Source organism: Streptomyces sp. NPDC048506 (assembly GCF_040651315.1).
Classification (GTDB): Bacteria; Actinomycetota; Actinomycetes; order Streptomycetales; family Streptomycetaceae; genus Streptomyces.
Window position 1 is genome coordinate 1 of record NZ_JBEZIX010000014.1, and the last position, 18,881, is coordinate 18,881.

General features: G+C 71.5%; 15 protein-coding genes and 1 pseudogene. 8 read left to right on the top strand and 8 right to left on the bottom strand.

Annotated elements, in window-relative coordinates; genetic code table 11:
• The 6 genes and pseudogenes from AB0C96_RS13530 to AB0C96_RS13555 form a co-directional block, all read left to right on the top strand.
• Positions 1–100 (top strand): annotated as a pseudogene (locus tag AB0C96_RS13530) (2-hydroxy-3-oxopropionate reductase); the annotation flags it as partial.
• Between the two features lie 3 nt (positions 101–103).
• Complete coding sequence (locus AB0C96_RS13535) at positions 104–1,240, top strand: thiamine pyrophosphate-binding protein (RefSeq protein ID WP_362916853.1); 1,137 nt, start codon at positions 104–106, stop codon at positions 1,238–1,240.
• Positions 1,241–1,447: 207 nt separating this feature from the next.
• Entirely contained in the window at positions 1,448–2,905 is a 1,458-nt protein-coding gene (locus tag AB0C96_RS13540; RefSeq protein WP_362917089.1) for a catalase, read from the top strand.
• A 495-nt stretch (positions 2,906–3,400) separates the two neighbouring features.
• Positions 3,401–4,141, top strand: coding sequence for a hypothetical protein (locus AB0C96_RS13545; protein ID WP_362916855.1), 741 nt, complete (start codon positions 3,401–3,403; stop codon positions 4,139–4,141).
• A gap of 70 nt (positions 4,142–4,211) precedes the next feature.
• Positions 4,212–4,721 carry a GNAT family N-acetyltransferase gene (locus tag AB0C96_RS13550; RefSeq protein WP_362916857.1) on the top strand — a complete coding sequence of 170 codons (510 nt, stop codon included), beginning with the start codon at positions 4,212–4,214 and terminating at the stop codon, positions 4,719–4,721.
• Between the two features lie 53 nt (positions 4,722–4,774).
• On the top strand, positions 4,775–5,155 hold the full coding sequence (locus AB0C96_RS13555) for an MmcQ/YjbR family DNA-binding protein (protein ID WP_362916859.1): 381 nt from the start codon (positions 4,775–4,777) through the stop codon (positions 5,153–5,155).
• 60 nt (positions 5,156–5,215) lie between these two features.
• On the opposite strand, the gene AB0C96_RS13560 is transcribed toward AB0C96_RS13555, so the two are convergent.
• Together AB0C96_RS13560 and AB0C96_RS13565 are read right to left on the bottom strand one after the other, a co-directional pair.
• Positions 5,216–6,859 (bottom strand): AMP-binding protein, encoded by a 1,644-nt coding sequence (locus AB0C96_RS13560; protein ID WP_362916861.1) that lies wholly within the window; start codon positions 6,857–6,859, stop codon positions 5,216–5,218.
• Positions 6,860–7,209: 350 nt separating this feature from the next.
• Entirely contained in the window at positions 7,210–8,751 is a 1,542-nt protein-coding gene (locus AB0C96_RS13565) for an AMP-binding protein (protein WP_362916863.1), read from the bottom strand.
• A gap of 368 nt (positions 8,752–9,119) precedes the next feature.
• Between AB0C96_RS13565 and AB0C96_RS13570 the strand changes: the two genes are divergently transcribed.
• Together AB0C96_RS13570 and AB0C96_RS13575 are read left to right on the top strand one after the other, a co-directional pair.
• Positions 9,120–9,953, top strand: a complete 834-nt coding sequence (locus AB0C96_RS13570) for a helix-turn-helix transcriptional regulator (RefSeq protein ID WP_362917091.1) — start codon at positions 9,120–9,122, stop codon at positions 9,951–9,953.
• 91 nt (positions 9,954–10,044) lie between these two features.
• A complete protein-coding gene (locus AB0C96_RS13575; RefSeq protein WP_362916865.1) occupies positions 10,045–10,629 on the top strand; it encodes a GNAT family protein in 585 nt (194 codons plus the stop codon).
• On the opposite strand, the gene AB0C96_RS13580 is transcribed toward AB0C96_RS13575, so the two are convergent.
• The 6 genes from AB0C96_RS13580 to AB0C96_RS13605 all read right to left on the bottom strand — a co-directional run bounded on the left by AB0C96_RS13580 (position 10,623) and on the right by AB0C96_RS13605 (position 18,880).
• Complete coding sequence (locus AB0C96_RS13580) at positions 10,623–11,879, bottom strand: GNAT family N-acetyltransferase (protein ID WP_362916866.1); 1,257 nt, start codon at positions 11,877–11,879, stop codon at positions 10,623–10,625. The genes AB0C96_RS13575 and AB0C96_RS13580 overlap by 7 nt on opposite strands.
• 31 nt (positions 11,880–11,910) lie before the next feature.
• Complete coding sequence (locus tag AB0C96_RS13585) at positions 11,911–13,089, bottom strand: winged helix DNA-binding domain-containing protein (RefSeq protein ID WP_362916867.1); 1,179 nt, start codon at positions 13,087–13,089, stop codon at positions 11,911–11,913.
• A 106-nt stretch (positions 13,090–13,195) separates the two neighbouring features.
• Positions 13,196–13,321: a hypothetical protein gene (locus AB0C96_RS13590; protein WP_362916868.1), complete on the bottom strand. Its 126-nt coding sequence runs from the start codon at positions 13,319–13,321 to the stop codon at positions 13,196–13,198.
• A gap of 158 nt (positions 13,322–13,479) precedes the next feature.
• Entirely contained in the window at positions 13,480–14,721 is a 1,242-nt protein-coding gene (locus AB0C96_RS13595; RefSeq protein ID WP_362916870.1) for an XdhC/CoxI family protein, read from the bottom strand.
• Between the two features lie 41 nt (positions 14,722–14,762).
• Entirely contained in the window at positions 14,763–16,250 is a 1,488-nt protein-coding gene (locus AB0C96_RS13600; RefSeq protein ID WP_362916872.1) for an NCS2 family permease, read from the bottom strand.
• A 242-nt stretch (positions 16,251–16,492) separates the two neighbouring features.
• A complete protein-coding gene (locus AB0C96_RS13605) occupies positions 16,493–18,880 on the bottom strand; it encodes a molybdopterin cofactor-binding domain-containing protein (protein WP_362916874.1) in 2,388 nt (795 codons plus the stop codon).
• Position 18,881: the final 1 nt, after the last annotated feature.

The window sequence follows — 18,881 nt, forward strand, 5'->3', positions numbered from 1 at the left end:
CCTCGTCGCCTCCCTCCGCGCCCAGGGCGACGGCGGCCTGGACCACTCCGCCCTCCTCCGCGGCGTCGAACGCCTCTCCGGACACACCACCGAGAAGTAGTCCATGGCAGCGCAGCGGATTCCCGCCATCCAGGCGGCCGTGCAGATCATGCGGGACGAGGGCGTGGAGATCGCCTTCGGCTGCCCCGGTGCCGCCCTCCTCCCGCTGTACGCGGCGATGGAGGAGATCGGCGGCATCGCGCATCTGTCGGTGCGCCACGAGGAGGCCGCCGCGCACATGGCGCACGGCTGGGCCCGTACGAGCGGCAAGGCCGGCGTCGCCGCGGTGACCACGGGTCCGGGAGCGGCACGGCTGCTCACCGGGCTGTACGCGGCGCAGCAGGACGCGGTCCCCTTGGTGTGCATCACCGGTCGGGAGGGGACCGCTCCGCGCCGGGAGGCCGGGCCGGCGAGCCACGCGGGGTTCCGGACGCCGGACCTCTTCCGGCTGGCCGGCCCGGTCACCAAGCGTGCCGAGCGGATCGAGGATCCGGCACGGATTCCGGGGGCCTTCCGCGAGGCCTTCCGGATCGCGCAGGAAGGCCGGCCCGGTCCGGTACTGATCGACGTCCCGGCCGAGTTGGCCACGACGGAGATCGCCCATGACGCCGAGGGCGGCCCGGTGGTCGGGCCCCGGTCGCCGCGGGCGGTGCACGGGGGTGGGCAGCCGCGGCTGCCGGCCGCGGCGCCCCGGTCCCGACCCGCCGGCCCCGTCGACTCCGCCGGCCCCGCCGGCCCCGTCGACTCCGTCGGGCTCCGTCCTCCGGTGCCCGCCCTCGTCGAGGAGCTGGCCGGGTTCTTCGGGGCGGACCCGTACGTCGTCAGCGGCGCGCTGGGCCCCTGTGCCCGCAGCGGCCCTCCCGGCTGGGAGGTGCCGGCCGCGATCGGCGTGCGCAAGGCGCTGGACTCCCGGGGCGAGCGGGATACCGAGGTCGTGGTGGTCGTCGACGGCCACGACGTCCCGTTCATGGCCGGGGAACTGGCGGCCGCGGCGCAGTACGAGGTGTCCTTCGTGCTGATCGCGCTCGCCCCGCCCGACCGCGAAGCGGACTTCACGGACCCCGTGAAGCTCGCCGAGGCCTACGGCTGCGCAGGCCGGGACGTCCTCGATCCGGCGGATCTCCGCTCGGCAGCCGAGTGGGCCCGCAAGGAAGCCGTCTCCATGCGGCGACCGGTCCTCATCGAGGTCCGGGCCGGGTAGGGCTTCCCACCAGCTTCCGGGCGGCGGCCGCGCCGACACCTGTCCTGTCGCGCCCAGGCGCGGCCGCCGCCCGGAACACCCGTCCCACACCCACCCAGGTTTGTTTCAACAAACTGTTGACGTTTGGTCGGAGTGCTTCTTACGCTCCGACATGCGGAAGCCAACTTCCGCGCTCTCGTACGGAAGGTCACCATGTCGAAGCCCACGCTGACGGCGCGCTTTCTCACTACGGAGGCTGGCGCCCCCGTCGCCGACAACCAGAACTCCGCCACCGCCGGCGTCGGCGGCCCGATCATCCTCCAGGACCAGCACCTGCTGGAGAAGCTCGCGCGCTTCAACCGCGAGCGCATCCCGGAGCGCGTCGTGCACGCCCGCGGTTCCGGGGCGTACGGCTACTTCGAGGTGACCGACGACGTCACCGCCTTCACCCGCGCCGCGTTCCTGAGCACGGTCGGCAAGCGCACCGAGACGTTCATCCGCTTCTCGACCGTCGCCGACAACCTGGGCGGCCCGGACGCGGCCCGCGACCCGCGCGGCTTCGCCCTGAAGTTCTACACCGAAGAGGGCAACTACGACCTCGTCGGCAACAACACCCCGGTGTTCTTCATCAAGGACCCGATCAAGTTCCCGGACTTCATCCACTCGCAGAAGCGCGACCCCTTCACCGGCAAGCAGGAGCCGGACAACGTCTGGGACTTCTGGGCGCACGCCCCGGAGGCCACCCACCAGATCACCTGGCTCATGGGCGACCGCGGCATCCCGGCCTCGTACCGCCACATGAACGGCTACGGCTCGCACACGTACCAGTGGACGAACGCCGAGGGTGAGGCCTTCTTCGTCAAGTACCACTTCAAGACGAACCAGGGCATCCGCTGCCTGAGCAGCGAGCAGGGCGCCGAGCTGTCGGGCAAGGACCCCAACAGCCACCAGACCGACCTGTTGCAGTCCATCGAGCGGGGTGTCTACCCCTCCTGGACGCTGTACGTGCAGGTCATGCCGGCGGCCGAGGCGGCGGACTACCGCTTCAACCCGTTCGACCTGACGAAGGTGTGGCCGCACGCGGACTACCCGCTTCAGCGCGTCGGCCGGCTGGTCCTGGACCGCAACCCCGACAACGTCTTCGCCGAGGTCGAGCAGTCGGCCTTCTCGCCGAACAACTTCGTGCCCGGCATCGGCCCGTCCCCGGACAAGATGCTCCAGGGCCGGCTGTTCGCCTACGCCGACGCGCACCGCTACCGCCTGGGCGTCAACCACACCCAGCTGCCGGTGAACGCCCCCAAGGCGACCGAGGCCAACAACTACGGCCGGGACGGCTTCATGGCGACCAACGGCTACGACCGGCACGCCAAGAACTACGAGCCGAACTCCTACGGCGGCCCGGTGCAGACGAACGAGGCGCTCTCCGCCCCGCTCGCCGTCTCTGGCTACACCGGCACCCACGAGGCACCGGCCCACACCAAGGACGACCACTTCTTCCAGGCCGGTGAGCTCTACCGCCTGATGTCCGAGGACGAGAAGAAGCGCCTGGTGGACAACATCGCCGGCGGCCTCTCCCAGGTCGGCCGCGACGACCTGGTCGAGAAGAACCTCGCACACTTCCACGCCGCCGACCCGGACTACGGCAAGCGCGTCGAAGCCAGGGTCCGCGAGCTGCGCGAGGACTGACGGGAGGTCGGCCTCCTTGCGCATCCGTACCGGCCGGCCCGTTGAGGGGTGGTCGGCCGGTACGGAGACGGAGCGCGAGCTCCGCGGCTTCCGGGGAGATTCCAGTGCGGTGGCAGTGCTCGCCCGACAGGAAGGGCGAGCCACCTCCCCCGGCCGCGGAGCCCGCCTCCCTCACCCCTCCCCCACAGACTCCGTCCGGCGGTGCGATGTCCTGTCGCGCCCATCTCTCGCACTGTCGGACGGGAACCACGGCACAGGGCCCGGAATTCGTACGGTCACGGATTCCGGGCCCTGTGCGTCGTGAGCATCGGGGGTGCACCGGGAGCCCGCCGGTGTGCGCCGCCATGCGCCCCGCGTGCGCCCCGGCTCCCCTGATTTCTCCCTGAGAACGGGCGCGCTCGGCGCAAATCAGCCACCGGTACCGGGTTTTGGAGAGACGATGGGAGCAGCAGCGGAATCACCCCGCATGCTCGCCCTATCCGCCAGGAGCCGACCATGGCCGACAGCGTGCCGGTGCGGTGCCCCACGTGCCGCCGCGAGAACGCTTTCACCCCGCCCACCTTCCCGTGCGCCTGCGGCGCCCCGCTGACCATGCCCGTCCTGCGGGGCGGGGTGCCCGTGGAGATACTGCACCGCACCTGGCAGGCCTCCTGGGTGGAGGTGCGCTGCGAGGTCTGTGGGCGCCAGGACGAATGGCCGGCGCCGGAGTCCGGGTGCGCCTGCGGCACGGTCGTCCGGGTCCCGGTCGTCCCGGCACCCAGCCCGCCACCGCCCACCTTCCCCTCGCTCGGCAGACCCGCGCCCAGCCGCACGCCGACGCCCGCCGACACTCCGCGCGCCATCCTGCGGCCCGCCTTCCGCCCGGTCACGATCCGTACCGCCCGCGACTGCGTCACCGCCGCCGAGCAGTATCTGAAGTGGCTGGGCTACACCGATGTGGCACGGGCCCAGGAGCGCACCGCCTCCGGCGTGGACCTGCGCGGCACGGGAGTGGTGGCCCAGGTCGACCCGACCACCCGTGCCACCCAACTGCGCGAGATCGAGTGCGTCTGGCTCAACGGCCTCAACGACTCGGCCATCGCGGTCTTCTTCTCCCTCGCCGGCTATGCCCGGGACGCCCGGGCACGCGCCGACGAACTGCACATCCCGCTGTTCGTCATGGACCTCACGGGCACCCCGCAGCCGGTCAACGACCCGGCCGACGAGCTGATCAAGTACGGTGCGGCGGGCCGCTGAGCCGGCGTCCACGGCCCCGCCCGCCGGAAACCCGGTCGCGCCGCCCGGCACCGGCGGCAACACTGACCCGGTGATCATCGAAGTACCGACCGAGGCCGAGCTGTCCGCCCTGCGCGCCATCGAACGCGCCGCCGGGGAGCCCTTCCGCGCGCTGGGCATGGCGCCGGTCGCGGACGACGAGCCGCCCTCACTGGCCCGGCTGAGGGAGTACCAGCAGGCCGGTCGGGCGCTGGCCGCGTACGAGGATGATCGGCCGATCGGCTATCTGCTCTGGGAGCCGGTCGACGGCTGCACCCACGTCGAGCAGGTGTCGGTGCATCCGGACCACGCGCGCCGCGGTGTCGGCCGGGCGCTCATCGACCGGGCGGAGCGGGACGGCGGCGCGGTCCCGGTGACCCTGACCACCTTCGCCGAGGTGCCGTGGAACGCTCCGTATTACGCACGGATCGGCTTCCGGGTGCTCGGCGAGGGCGAACTCGGCCCGGAGCTGCGGGCCGTTCGCGCCCATGAGGTGGAGCTGGGACTGGACCGCTGGCCACGGGTCGCCATGCGACGCGAGCCGTGCCGTCACACCGCATGACGATGCATATGACGACCCGTCAGAAAGCTCAAAGGGGCCGTCATAATGACGCCATGATCGACGCGAACACCCTCCGGTCCGCCTGCCTGGACTTCAACGGCTCGACCGAGGAATTCCCCTTCCCCCGGCACCCGGACGTATCGACATTCAAGGTCGGCGGCAAGATCTTCGCGCTGACGACGCTCACGGACCGGCCGCTCACCGTGAGCCTCAAGTGCGACCCGGAGCTGGCCCAACGGCTGCGGGCGGCGCATCCGGAGGTGGTGCCGGGCTACCACCTCAACAAGCGGCACTGGAACACCGTTTCGCTGGACGGCGAGCTGCCCGACCGGCTGGTGCTCGACATGATCGAGGACTCCTACGACCTGGTGGTGGCCTCACTGCCGCGCGCTCAGCGGCTGTTGCTCGACTGGCCGGGAGAACGGCAGCGCTGAGGAGCCGCCCCCGCCCCCGCCCAGTCGGTCTTCAGCCCCAGGCCGTTCGCCGCCCCGGCGTCACTGCGGCACCCGCCCCAGCCCCGCCGCCAGCCGCTCGCGCAGCTCGACCTTGCGGACCTTGCCGCTGACGGTCATCGGGAAGGCGTCGAGAATCTCCAGGTAGCGCGGCACCTTGTAGTGCGCGAGCCGGGAGCGGCAGTAGCGGGCCAACTCGTCGCGGGTGAGCGGGTCTTCGGGGTCACGGAGGATGACGCAGGCGGCGATCTCCTCGCCGTACTTCTCGTCCGGCACGCCGACCACCTGGACGTCGGCGATCTTGGGGTGGGAGTAGAGGAACTCCTCGATCTCGCGCGGGTAGACGTTCTCGCCACCCCGGATGATCATGTCCTTGATGCGGCCGACGATCCGGACGTAGCCGTCGTCGTTCATCACCGCGAGGTCCCCGGTGTGCATCCAGCGGGCGGTGTCGACGACCTCGGCGGTGCGCTCGGCGTCCTCCCAGTAGCCGAGCATCACGCTGTAGCCGCGGGTGCACAGTTCGCCCGGTGTGCCGCGCGGCACGGTCACCCCGCTCGCCGGGTCGACGACCTTGACCTCGATGTGCGGCAGCACCCGTCCGACGGTCGCGGTGCGGTGTTCCAGGTCGTCGTCACGGCGGGTCTGGGTGGAGACCGGTGAGGTCTCGGTCATGCCGTAACAGATGGACACCTCGCCCATGTGCATCTCGGTGACCACCCGCTTCATCACCTCCTCCGGACACGGCGAGCCCGCCATGATGCCGGTGCGGAGCGAGGAGAGGTCGTACGAGGCGAAGTCCGGGTGGTTGAGCTCGGCGATGAACATGGTGGGGACGCCGTAGAGGGAGGTGCAGCGCTCGTCCTGGACGGCCTTCAGGGTTGCGGTGGCGTCGAAGGCGGGGGCCGGGATGACGATGCAGCCACCGTGCGAGGTGGCGCCGAGATTGCCCATCACCATGCCGAAGCAGTGGTAGAAGGGCACCGGCAGGCACACCCGGTCGTGTTCGGTGTAGGCGAGGGTTTCGCCGACCCAGTAGCCGTTGTTCAGGATGTTGTGGTGCGAGAGGGTGGCCCCCTTGGGGAAGCCGGTGGTGCCCGAGGTGTACTGGATGTTGACCGGGTCGTCCGCGGTCAGGGCCCTTTCGCACTCGCCGAGCCGGGCGGACGGCACGGCGGCGCCGGCGGCCAGCAGCCCGCCCCAGGACGTCGGGTCGCCGATGTAGACGACGTCGCGCAGCGCCGGGCAGTCGGCGCGCACCTGCTCGATCATCCGGCGGTAGTCGCTGGCCTTGTGATGGATGGCGGACACCAGGACGGTGATGCCGGCCTGTTGGAGCACATACGCCAACTCATGCACCCGGTAGGCCGGGTTGACGTTGACCAGGATGGCGCCGATCTTGGCGGTGGCGTACTGGACCAGCACCCATTCGGCGCAGTTGGGCGCCCAGATACCCACCCGGTCACCCTTGCGCAGCCCCTTGGCCAGCAGTCCCAGCGCCACCTCGTCGACGGCGCGGCCCAGCTCGTCGTAGGTCCAGCGGCGGCCGGTCGCCACTTCGACCAGCGCCTCGCGGTCGCCGAACCGGGCGATGGTGCGGGCCAGGTCGGCGCCGATGGTGCGCCCGAGCAGCGGCCGCTCGGCGGCCCCGCTGGCGTACGACAGTTCCTCGTGCGACGGGGTCATCGGTGGTTCTCCTCCCAGTACGCGGCGCCACCGTCGCGCTGCGCGGTGCGTTCGCGCGGCGCGATACGGCGGATCTCACCGGAGACGGTCTTCGGCAGGTCGGCGAACTCCAGCCGCCGGACGGGCCCGTAGGGGGCCAGGACTCAAGGTTGCCCGCCGGAGACCTGCCACTCCACGAACAACCGGTACGCGCCGTGCCCAACAGGGCGCACCCCGTGCCCCGAGGGCCTCGGGGTCGCCCGCCCTTGCGCCTTGCGAAGTCATGTTCGGATTTCGCCTCGGCGTCGCCCGCGGGCGTGGGCACACCGGCCCGCCCGGCATGCCCCGTACGAGCCCCGTACGAGCCCCGGTCAGTTGACCCCGCGGTCGAACCCGGACCAGTACGGCTGTCGCAGCTTGAACTTCTGGATCTTTCCGGTGGCCGTGCGGGGAATGGAGTCGCGGAACTCCACCGACGTCGGAGCCTTGTAGCCGGCCATGTGCCGTTTGCAGTGGGCGATGATGTCGGACTCCAGGGCCGTCGCGCCCTCGGCCAGGACGACCAGGGCCTTGATCGTCTCGCCCCACTTCTCGTGCGGAACGCCGATGACGGCGACCTCGGCGACCGCCGGATGGCTGAAGATCGTGTCCTCCACCTCGATGGACGACACGTTCTCGCCCCCGGTGATGATCACGTCCTTCTTCCGGTCCGAGATCGTGAGGTAGCCGTCGGCCTCGTCGAGGGTGCCGCCGTCGCCGGTGTGGAACCAGCCGTCCTCCAGCGCCTCCGCCGTCTCCTCCGGCTTGTCCCAATAGCCGTTGAGCACCGTGTTCGAGCGGGCCAGGACCTCACCCGACCCGGACACCTTCAGCTTCACCCCGAGCGCGGGCAGGCCGGCGCGGGAGAGCTTGCGCGCCCGTTCCTCGGCGGGCAGGTCGGCGTCCGCGGGCCGGGTGCGGTTGAAGGTGAGCAGGGGCGAGGTCTCGGTCAGGCCGTAGATCTGGGTGAACTCCCAGCCCAGCTCCTCCTCCATCCGTTGGATCGTCCTGGTCGGCGGCGGAGCGCCCGCGCAGACGACGCGCACACGGTCCCGTCCCGGGATCTCGCCCTCCCACGACGCCGCGGCGTCGAGCACCAGGTTCCACACCGCCGGCGCACCGCACATGAGCGTGACGCCGTGCTCGTCGACCCGCCGGAGGATCTCCGTGCCGTCGACCTTGCGCAGCACCACCTGCTTCACGCCGAGGCCCGCCATCACATACGGCATGCCCCAGCCGTTGCAGTGGAACATCGGCAGCGTGTGCAGGTACACATCGCGCTCCCACACCCGGGTGTGCAGGCCGAAGGTCATGCCGTTGACCCAGATGTTGCGGTGGGTCAGCTGTACGCCCTTGGGGCGGGCGGTGGTGCCCGAGGTGTAGTTGATGGTCGCGGTGGCGTCCTCGTCCGGCGCCGACCAGGGGCGCGGCTCCACGCCGAACCGCATCACCTCCGACTCGGTCTGCTCGCCGAGGACGAAGCGGTGGCGCACCTTGACGTCGGAGAGCGCCTCGTCCAGCTCCGGGTCGACGAGGAGGACCGAGGACCCGCTCTGCGCCACCATGTAGGCGACTTCCTCCGGCTTGAGGCGGAAGTTCACCGGGACGCAGATCCGGCCGCTCATCGGCACCGCGAACAGCAGCTCCAGCAGGCGTGCGGAGTTGTGGCCGGCCACTGCCACCCGCTCGCCCTCGCCGACTCCCAGCGCGTCCAGTCCGGCCTGCCAGGCCCGCACCCGGTCGCCGAACCCTCCGTAGGTCGTCTCGGGCACCGGCGGGGCGGGCTGATGCGGCTCGTCGACCACGCCCGGGCTGTCGCGGAAGCCCAGCTCGGCCCGGTCCAGGAAGTCCGCGATCGTCATCGGTGTCCGCATGCTGTTCTCTCCTGCGCTCGGATGATCTCGGCACAGACGCGTCTACTGCACGCTGCAACCGGGGTTTGAGTCTGACAGTGGCCGAGGGCCGGCAGGGGGTGGCGCAACGGCCTTCACGGCGGCAAGGGCGCCGCGGGTCACGCGGTCACGCGGTCACGCGGTCATCCGCACGGTGGGGCAGGATCTCCCGGGCGTGGGGGAGATCCGGTGGCCCGTCGCACCGGATTCCGTGTGGGTCATACGTCCTCCAGGTTGCGCACCGCCTCCTGCCATCGTGTAATCACTGGCGCAGGTCTCACCACCCCCGAACGGGGGGAAGCGGAGGTTTCGGCGTGCAGCTGCGGTCGGGGGCGGACGATTCAGTGGACGTGCGGGCGGCGCTCTCCCGGCTACGGCGGGACTGCGGGCTGCCGGTGGCCTTCGGCGGGCTGCTGGCCGGTAGCGGTCGCTACCGCATCGACGAACTCTCCGGCACCGAGACCGCGGCGCTGCGCGGGCTGGACATCCTCCGGGGCAACGGCCTGGGCGGCAAAGCGGTGGCCCGCTGCCGCCCCTTCGCCGTGGCCGACTACGCCGCGTCCTCTGCCATCAGTCACGAGTACGACGCGGCGGTCGCGGCCGAGGGGCTGCGGTCGGTGCTCGCCGTTCCGGTGATCGTCCGGCGCCGGGTGCGCGGGGTGCTGTACGGGGCGCTGCGCCACCCGGTACGGCTCGGCGACCGCCCGTTGTCGGCCGCAGTGGAAGCCGCTCGTGAACTGGAGCAGGCACTACTGGTGCAGGACGAGGCGGCCCGCCTGCTCGCGGTCGCCCTCCCCCACGCTCGTGAGGCGCACGCGGGACCACCATCGACCGCCGACGACCCCGCGAAGTGGGAGGAGGTCCGCGCGGCGCACGGCGAACTGCGCACCCTGGCCCAGCGGGTCGCCGACCCGCTTCTCCGCGAGCAGATGCTGGCGGCCTGCGGCCGTCTCGCCGCGGCGTCCGGGGGCCCTCGTACGCAGCCGGGCCCCGCCCTCGCCCCGCGCGAGATCGACGTCCTGGCCTGCGTGGCGTCCGGAGCCACCAACGCCGTGGTGGCGGACCGCCTCGGCCTGCGGCCGGAAACCGTGAAGGGCTACCTCCGCTCCGCCATGCGCAAACTGAACGCCCACACCCGCCTCCAGGCGGTCGTCGAGGCACGGCGGGCGGGGGTGCTGCCCTAGTAGGGGAAGCCGGGCGGACCGGGCGGTTCCCCGGCGTTGGCCTGGGCAATTCCCTTGCTGGTACGGCCGTGGCACAGACATCATGCGCCGCATGATCGACACCACCGCACTCGCCGAGAAGCCCGTACTGACCGGCGCCCGGATACGGCTGGCGCCGCTGTCGCTACGGCATGCGGCCGCCTTCCACACCACCTTCCTGGACCCCGAGACCCGCCGGCTGACCGGCACCCACCACCACTGGACGCTGACGGAGCTACAGGACTGGTGCGCCGGCGCCGCCGAGCGCACCGACCGCCTCGACCTGGCCATCGAGGACCGGGAGACCGGTACCTACCTGGGCGACCTCGCGCTCAGCCAGATCGACCGGCACAACGCCCACGGCACCTTCCGCATCGCCCTCGCCGCGGAGGCCACCGGTCGCGGTATCGGCACCGAGGCGATCCGCCTGCTCCTCGACTACGCCTTCGACCGTGTGCGGCTGCACCGCGTGCAGCTGGAGGTCTTCGCCTTCAACGACCGCGCCCGGCGGGCGTACGAGAAGTGCGGCTTCGAGGTGGAGGGGCGGATGCGGGAGGCGCTGTTCTGGGACGGCGCGTGGCACGACGTGGTGGTGATGGCGGCGCTGGGGTCGCGGCGGGGCGATGCGGGTGAGCGGCCCGCGCCGGGGACTCAGTAGTTCTCCCCGGTGAAGGGCAGCCAGGCGGTCTCCAGGGCGGCGTCCAGGCGGCGGACGGCGCCCGGGGTGCGTTCGGTGGCCAGGCCCGCCTGCACGAAGCGCCGCAGCGGGGTGCCGCCCAGGTAGCAGGCGGCCAACTCCCGGACGTCCAGGACGATGTCGGGGGCGTCGGTGGAGGGCTCCCAGGTGGCGCCGTCGGGGCCGGCGGTCAGGCGGAAGCGGCCCTCGTTGGCGGGCAGTACGGCGTCGGTGAGGTCGACGACGAGGTCGACGGGGGACGCCCAGGAGCGGGCGGTGAGCGCGGCTCGGACGTCCACCAACCGCGCCCAGAGACACGGCTCCTGGCTGGTGACGCGCACCTGGTCGCGGTCGGCGGCCAGGTACAGCAGCGGATCGTCGGCGGGCCGGGGGCCCCGTACGGTCGAGGTGAGGTCGATCGCGGCGAGGTAGGCCCACAGGGCGGCGGTGGCCGGGGCGGACTCCGCCTCCAGTTCCTCGACCGAGACCGTGCCGGGACGGCCGTCGCCCGGGCCGCGGGTGCGGTAGAGGGCATAGCCGCCGGGCTGCTCGCCGGGCGCACCGAGCACCACCACGCGCAGCGCTCCGAAGCCGTGCTGGTCGGCGTTGGACGCGGTGCCTTCGAGGTCCAGTACCTGCTGGCGCCACCACTGCTCGTCGCGGGTGAACCGGCCGGCGCGGTGCGGCAGACCGGCGTCGTAGCAGGGGGCGAGCAGCGCGGGCGCGTCGGCCGGGTCGACCAGGCGCAACGGCCGGCCGTCGGGGGCGACGCGCAGCGCGAGCGGGCGGGACGAGTCCACCTCGACGTGGTACGCCTCGGTGGCGATGCCGAAGCCGAAGCGGCCGTAGATGGCGCTCTCGGACGCCCAGAGGCAGGCGATCGGCCGCCCCTCGTCGGCGCAGCGGCGCCAGAGCCCGTCCATCATCGAGGTGAGCGCCCCGCGGCGCCGGTGCGTGGGTGCGACATTGACGAAGTCCACGGCCACACAGGGGAGTTGACCGCCCGGGACGGTGAGGGAGAGACGGTGCGCGGCGACCAGTCCGACCAGCCGCCCGCCGTCGTAGGCACCGATCCGGACACAGGCCCGCAGCAGGTCGTGGTGGTACTTGCGGGTGGCGTCGGACGGCTTGAGGTGGAAGGCGAGGTAGGAGAGGTCCAGGGCCTGGTCGATATCGGTCTCGGGAACGTCCCGGACGTCGATGCCGGCGGTGGAGTGGTCGTCACTGGTCACGCCGGGACGCTAACCCGCCGCGCCGGGGGCGTCATCCCGTTTTCGCCGGGCCCGGCCCGCCCTTGGCGACCCGGCCGTAGCGGACGTCGTACGCCGCCGCGTCCGGTGCCGTCATCCGCAGCACGCCGGCCGCCTCGTCCTCCACCTCGGTGCGCTCCGCCGCGGTGAGCGGGACGAACGGTTCGACGGTCAACTGGGCGCGGTCGCCGCGGGTGTCGATGCTCCACAGCGCGCGGATGGTCCCGTCGACGAGGACGACGCGGTAGGCGATGTTGCGGTCCCAGGTGCGGCCCTGGTGTTCGGGCGCGAGGATGCGGGTGCGGTCGGCGTGCGAGAGCGCCACGTTGTCGAATTCCGGCAGGAAGCGGACCGGTGCATCGGCGTCCGGGTCCGGCAGTGGCACCTCGGGCAGGTCGAAGAGCTCGACGCCGTTCTCGTCGCGGAAGGTGCGCAGACGTGGCCGCAGCGGCTCGACCACCTCGCCCAGCCGGGTCAGACCGCACCAGGTCTGCATGTCCTTGACGGATGCCGGTCCGAATGCGGCCAGGTAGCGCAACAGGACGGAGGCCAGGGCCTGTTGGGGGTCCGCGTCGGCGGGCGCGGGCTCCGGTACCGGTCGGGGCGCGCCGGCCAGCCAGGTGTCGAGGGTGGTGTGCGCCGCCCGGCCGCCGCGCCCCCACAGACCCCGCGGGGTGACCTGGACCAGCGGCAGCTGTTGACGGGCGGCCGTGGCCAGCGACCGACCCTCGTGCCGCGGCCACTCCTCCTGGAGCCGCTCCCCCAACTCCTGGAACGTCAGCGGCCGCTCGTCGACGTGCGCACGGGCGACCGCGGCCAGCCGGTCCAGGTCGACGCCGGTCAGCCGCCGGGCGAAGTTGCTGCGCAGGGTGCGGTCGTGTACCGGCTTCAGGAGCGGACGCAGCAGCCGGGCGTCACGGGCGCTGACCAGGTGGAGGGTGGAGCGCATCACCGAGATCCGGACGGCCCGCCGGTCCGCGAGGAGGTCGGAGAGCCGCTGCGGCCGGAAGTCGGCCAGCCGGGCGGCGAGCGCGAGGTAGGGCGGGCGGGGCGCCTGGGCCTGGAGTCCGACCAGCCGCTCCACGGCGTCGAGGACGTCCCGGTCGCTGCGGTGGAGCAGGAGTTGGCGGGCGAGGGTGGCGCGGCCCAGGGCGCGGGCGGTGAGCACGGGGGTCGTGGGGCGCTGCGTCATACCGACAACGGTACGGGCCCTTGCGGACGATTTCTGTCCGCAAGGGCCCGGGTTCTGTCCGCGAGGGCCCGGCTCTGTCCGCGAGGGCCCGTGGCGCGCGCCGCCGTCACAGCCAGGCGTGGAACCTGCGCACGTACCAGGTCTTCACGCCCTGGGTGAGCAGGCAGTACGCGGCCAGGGTGGCCAGCAGCCAGGGGGAGTAGCTCACCGGCAGCGCCTGCATGCCCAGCACGCCGGCCACCGGCGAGAACGGCAGGTACAGTGCCCCCTCATCCTTTTGGCCAAGTTTTCGTTTTCACTGGGCACGGCCGCAGGGAAAAGGCGGAGGGCGCCGCCCGCGGCGACGCCCTCCGATGGCCTTCGGGTGATCGGAGACCTCCGGCCCGGCCCTCAGGCCACCGACCCGATCCGCCCCACCGGCCGGGTCGTGTCGTGATGGATGGGGGTGTGCGCGCCGGTCAGCGGGGTGCCGGTGCCGCCACGGCGGTTGGCGACGATCTCGGCGGCGATGGACAGGGCGGTCTCCTCGGGCGTGCGCGCACCGAGGTCGAGGCCGATCGGCGAGCGCAGCCGGTTGAGTTCGAGCTCGGTCAGGCCGACGTCGCGCAGCCGCTGCTGGCGGTCGAGGTGGGTGCGGCGCGACCCCATGGCGCCCACGTAGGCGACCGGGAGCCTGAGCGCCCGCTCCAGCAGGGGGACGTCGAACTTGGCGTCGTGGGTGAGGACGCAGAGCACCGCGCGCGAGTCGAGTTCCTGGGAGTCGAGGTAGCGGTGCGGCCAGTCGACGACGATCTCGTCGGCCTCCGGGAAGCGGGTCCGGGTGGCGAAGACCGGTCGCGCATCGCACACGGTGACGTGGTAGTTGAGGAACTTGCCGACCCGCACCAACGCGGACGCGAAGTCGATCGCGCCGAAGACGATCATCCGTGGGGCGGGGACGGAGGATTCGACGAGGAGGACGACCGGTTGGCCGCACCGCGAGCCGCTCCGCTGCGCTCCGCCTTCGCCCTCTGACGCGTCCTCGGATGCGAAGCCCGTGCCGATCTCGACCGTCGTGGTGCGGCCGGCGTCCAGCAGGGCGCGGGTCTCCTCGACCGCGGTGTGGTCCAGGGCCGGGTGCCCGCCGAGGGTGCCGGTGTGGCTGCCGTCGGGGCGGACCAGCAGGGCGCGGCCGAGGAGTTCGGCGGGGCCCTGGATCACCCGGGCGAGGGCCGCCGCCGCACCCGTGGCGGCGGCGGCCAGCCCGGCGGCGAGCGTGTCGGCAGTGCTGTCCACCAACTCCCCCATCGCTCCGCCGTTGTCTGCGGAGCGCGGGACGCTCGTCCGCACCGGTTGGACGAGGATGTCGATGATGCCGCCACAGGTCAGGCCGACGGCGAAGGCATCCTCGTCGCTGTACCCGAAGCGCTCCAGAACCGGCTGACCGGTCTGAAGCGCCTCCTGGCACAGTTCGTAGACCGCTCCCTCCACACATCCTCCGGAGACCGACCCGATCGCCGTACCGTCACTGTCGACCGCGAGGGCGGCTCCGGGCTGGCGGGGCGCGCTGCCGTTGGTGGCCACCACGGTGGCCACCGCGAACTCACGGCCCTGCTCGACCCACCGGTGCAGCTCTTCGGCGATGTCCAGCATGTCGGTCTCCTTACGGATTGCGGAAGGGTGGAAGGGGCGGGTCAGTGGTGCACGCCCAGCCAGTGCTCGATCGGGTTGAGCGAGAAGTAGGCCAGGAACACCAGGGAGAGCACCCACATCAGCCAGCCGGGCTCGCGCCACTTGCCCTGGACGGCCTTGATCGCCACGTGCGCGATGACGCCGGCCGCGATGCCCGCGGTGATGGAGTACGTGAACGGCATGAGGACCGTCGTCAGGAACACCGGGATGGAGGTCGCCGGGTCGTCCCAGTTGATGTGCTTGGCGTTGGTCAGCATCATCGAGCCGATCACCACCAGGGCGGCGGCCGCGACCTGGGTGGGGATCACCTGGGCCAGCGGGGTGAAGAACAGGCAGAGCGCGAAGCCGAGGCCGGTGACGACGCTGGCGAGGCCGGTGCGCGCACCGTCGCCGACGCCCGCGGTGGACTCGACGAACACGGTCTGGCCGGAGGCGCCGGTGAGGCCGCCGATGACACCGCCCGCACCGTCGATGGCCAGGGCCTTGTTCAGGCCCGGCATCTTGCCGTCCTTGTCGGCGAGGTTGGCCTGTTGGCCGATGCCGATGATGGTGCCCATGGCGTCGAAGAAGCCGGCGAGCACGAGGGTGAAGACGATGACGCCGATGGTGATGCCGCCGACGCCACCCAGTCCGCTGAAGGAGACATGGCCCAGCAGTCCGAAGTCGGGCTTGGAGACGATGGAGCCGGAGATCACCGGCGCGTTGCGGCCGCCCCAGTCCTTGACGGTCAGCCCGGCGACCTGGTGCACGATCGCGGAGAAGACCGTACCGCCGACGATGCCGATGAGGATCGCGCCGGGCACCTTGCGGACCTGGAGCAGGAAGATCAGCAGGACGGTGAAGGCGAAGCACAGGACGGGCCAGCCGGTGAGCATGTCGGCGGTGCCGAGCTGGATCGGCTTGGCGCCGGCGAGGCCGCCCGGGCCGGGCATCGAGGTGACGAAGCCCGCCTGGACGAGGCCGATGAGGCAGACGAACAGGCCGATGCCCATGGTGATCGCGTGCTTGAGCGGCAACGGTATCGCGTTCATGATCAGTTCGCGCATACCGGTGACGACCAACAGGACGATCACGGCGCCGTAGATGACGCACATCGCCCAGGCGTTGTCCCAGGTCATCTGCGGGGCGACCTGGAACGACATCACGGCCGAGACGCTGAGGCCGGCGGCCAGGGCGAGCGGGACGTTGCCCAGGAAGCCCATCGCGATCGTGGTGACGGCGGCGGCCAGCGCGGTCGCCGTGGTCACCTGATCTGCGCTGAGCGTGGCGCCGGTGATGTCCTTGGTCGTGGTCAGGATCACCGGGTTGAGGAGGACGATGTACGCCATCGCCATGAAGGTGGTGACGCCGCCACGCACCTCCCGGCCGACTGTCGTCCCTCTGTCGGAGATGTGGAAGTACCGGTCGAGCCAGGACCGGCCGGCTGGTTGACGCGTGCCGTCGCCCGCGTCTTCCGCCGTGGTTCTCGGCTCAGTGGACTGCTGGGTCATGGTGCCTAACTCCCAAGGTTCACAGGGGCACTCGCGAGGGGGGTGCGAGATTTGGGATGGATCTTCGGCTGCACGACCCGGGGGACGGCCCGAGACGAACGGGGTGCTGGCTGCGTGGGGGACAGCAGCGACTGCGTGGTGCGGGAAGGGACTCCGGGCGGTACGCGGAGGAGGACGGACAGGACACCCCTGACACGCACCGCCCGGAGACCGGGGTCCGGGGGATCGCCCCCGGACGGCTTCTAGGTACCGGTCAGGTGCTCAGGGCGGACCGGTGTCTTGTTGAGCTCCAGCCCGGTCGCGTTCCGGATCGCCGCGAGGACGGCCGGCGTGGACGACAGGGTCGGGGCCTCGCCGATGCCGCGCAGCCCGTAGGGGGCGTTGTCGTCGGCGAGTTCGAGCACATCGACCGGGATGGTCGGGGTGTCGAGGATGGTGGGGATGAGGTAGTCCGTGAAGGAGGGGTTGCGCACCTTCGCGGTCTTGGGGTCGACGATGATCTCCTCCATGACCGCCACGCCCAGGCCCTGGGTGGTACCACCCTGGATCTGGCCGACGACGGACAGCGGGTTGAGCGCCTTGCCGACGTCCTGGGCGACGGCCAGCTCGATCACCTTGACCAGGCCGAGCTCGGTGTCCACCTCCACCACCGCGCGGTGCGCGGCGAAGGAGTACTGGACGTGGCCGAAGCCCTGACCGGTCTTCAGGTCGAACGGCTCGGTGGGCCGGTGCCGGAACTCCAGCTCCAGGTCGACCGCCTCGCCTTCGAGGACGTCCGCGAGGTCGGCCAGCACCTCACCGCCGTCGGTGACGACCTTGCCGCCCTCCAGCAGCAGTTCGGCGGTGGCCCAGGCCGGGTGGTAGGTGCCGAACTTGCGACGACCGATCTCCAGGACCTTCTCCCGTACGGCCTCGCAGGTGTTCTTCACCGCGCCGCCGGTCATGTACGTCTGCCGGGAGGCGGAGGTGGAGCCCGCCGAGCCGACCTGGGTGTCGGCCGGCTGGATGGTGACCTGCTCGACGCCCAGCTCCGTACGGGCGATCTGGGCGTGGACGGTGACGCCGCCCTGGCCGACCTCCGCCATCGCGGTGTGCACGGTGGCGACGGCCTCGCCGCCGACGACCTCCATCCGCACCCGTGCGGTGGAGTAGTCGTCGAAGCCCTCGGAGAAGCCCACGTTCTTGATGCCGACGGCGTAGCCGATGCCGCGGACGACGCCCTCGCCGTGGGTGGTGTTGGACAGGCCGCCGGGCAGCGCCCGGACGTCGGCGCCCTCACCGGCCGCCAGCCATTGCTGCTCCGGCGGCAGCGGCATCGCCTTGATGCGGCGGAGCAGTTCGGCGACCGGGGCGGGCGAGTCGACCGGCTGGCCGGTGGGCATGATCGTGCCCTGCTCCATGGCGTTCAGCTGCCGGAACTCGACCGGGTCCATGCCCAGCTTCTTGGCGAGCTTGTCCATCTGCGCCTCGTAGGCGAAGCACGCCTGGACCGCACCGAAGCCGCGCATCGCACCGCAGGGCGGGTTGTTGGAGTAGAGCGCGATGGCCTCGATGTCGACGTCGTCGACGACGTACGGGCCGACCGAGAGGGACGAGGCGTTGCCGACGACGGCCGGGGAGGCGGAGGCGTAGGCGCCGCCGTCCAGCACGATGCGGCACTTCAGGTGGGTGAGCTTGCCGTCCTTGGTGGCGCCGTGCTCGTACCAGAGCTTCGCCGGGTGCCGGTGGACGTGTCCGAAGAAGGACTCGAACCGGTTGTAGACGATCTTGACGGGCTTGTTCGTGCGCAGCGCCAGCAGACAGGCGTGGATCTGCATCGACAGGTCCTCGCGACCGCCGAACGCGCCGCCGACGCCGGAGAGCGTCATCCGCACCTTCTCCTCGGGCAGGCCGAGGACGGGGGCGATCTGGCGGAGGTCGGAGTGCAGCCACTGGGTGGCGACGTACAGGTCGACGCCGCCGTCCTCGCCGGGTACCGCGAGACCGGACTCCGGGCCGAGGAAGGCCTGGTCCTGCATGCCGAAGACGTACTCGCCGGAGACGATGACGTCGGCCCGCTTGGCGGCCTCGTCGGCGTTGCCGCGGACGATCGGCTGGCGGTGGACGATGTTGGGGTGCGGCACATGGCCGATGTGGTGGTCGTCGCGGTTCTCGTGGACCAGGATCGCGCCCTCGGCGAGCGCGGAGGCCTCGTCGGTGATGACGGGGAGTTCCTTGTACTCGACCTTGATCTTCGCGGCGGCGCGGCGCGCGGTCTCCGGGTGGTCGGCGGCGACCAGCGCGACCGGCTCGCCGTGGTGGCGTACCTTGCCGTGCGCGAGGACCGGCGTGTCCTGGATCTCCAGGCCGTAGTTCTTCACGTCGGTGGGCAGGTCGTCGTAGGTCAGCACGGCGTAGACGCCGGACTGGGCGAGCGCCTCCGAGGTGTCGATGGAGACGATCTCGGCGTGCGCGACGGTGGACCGGAGCGTGAAGCCCCACAGCATGTCCTCGTGCCACATGTCCGAGGAGTACGCGAACTCGCCGGTCACCTTGAGGGTGCCGTCGGGGCGGAGCGTGGAGGCCCCGATCCCGGCGTCGGTCTTGCCGCCCTGGGTGAGGTTGGTGGGTGTGCGGGTGGCACCAGCCATG

What these genes read in the sequence shown, in the direction of transcription:
- AB0C96_RS13535 (WP_362916853.1), top strand. Translation starts at nt 104, where the DNA reads ATGGCAGCGCAGCGGATTCCCGCCATCCAGGCGGCCGTGCAGATCATG.
- AB0C96_RS13545 (WP_362916855.1), top strand. Translation starts at nt 3,401, where the DNA reads ATGGCCGACAGCGTGCCGGTGCGGTGCCCCACGTGCCGCCGCGAGAAC.
- AB0C96_RS13555 (WP_362916859.1), top strand. Translation starts at nt 4,775, where the DNA reads ATGATCGACGCGAACACCCTCCGGTCCGCCTGCCTGGACTTCAACGGC.
- AB0C96_RS13560 (WP_362916861.1), bottom strand. Translation starts at nt 6,859, where the DNA reads ATGACCCCGTCGCACGAGGAACTGTCGTACGCCAGCGGGGCCGCCGAG.
- AB0C96_RS13565 (WP_362916863.1), bottom strand. Translation starts at nt 8,751, where the DNA reads ATGCGGACACCGATGACGATCGCGGACTTCCTGGACCGGGCCGAGCTG.
- AB0C96_RS13575 (WP_362916865.1), top strand. Translation starts at nt 10,045, where the DNA reads ATGATCGACACCACCGCACTCGCCGAGAAGCCCGTACTGACCGGCGCC.
- AB0C96_RS13585 (WP_362916867.1), bottom strand. Translation starts at nt 13,089, where the DNA reads ATGACGCAGCGCCCCACGACCCCCGTGCTCACCGCCCGCGCCCTGGGC.
- AB0C96_RS13595 (WP_362916870.1), bottom strand. Translation starts at nt 14,721, where the DNA reads ATGCTGGACATCGCCGAAGAGCTGCACCGGTGGGTCGAGCAGGGCCGT.
- AB0C96_RS13600 (WP_362916872.1), bottom strand. Translation starts at nt 16,250, where the DNA reads ATGACCCAGCAGTCCACTGAGCCGAGAACCACGGCGGAAGACGCGGGC.
- AB0C96_RS13605 (WP_362916874.1), bottom strand. Translation starts at nt 18,880, where the DNA reads ATGGCTGGTGCCACCCGCACACCCACCAACCTCACCCAGGGCGGCAAG.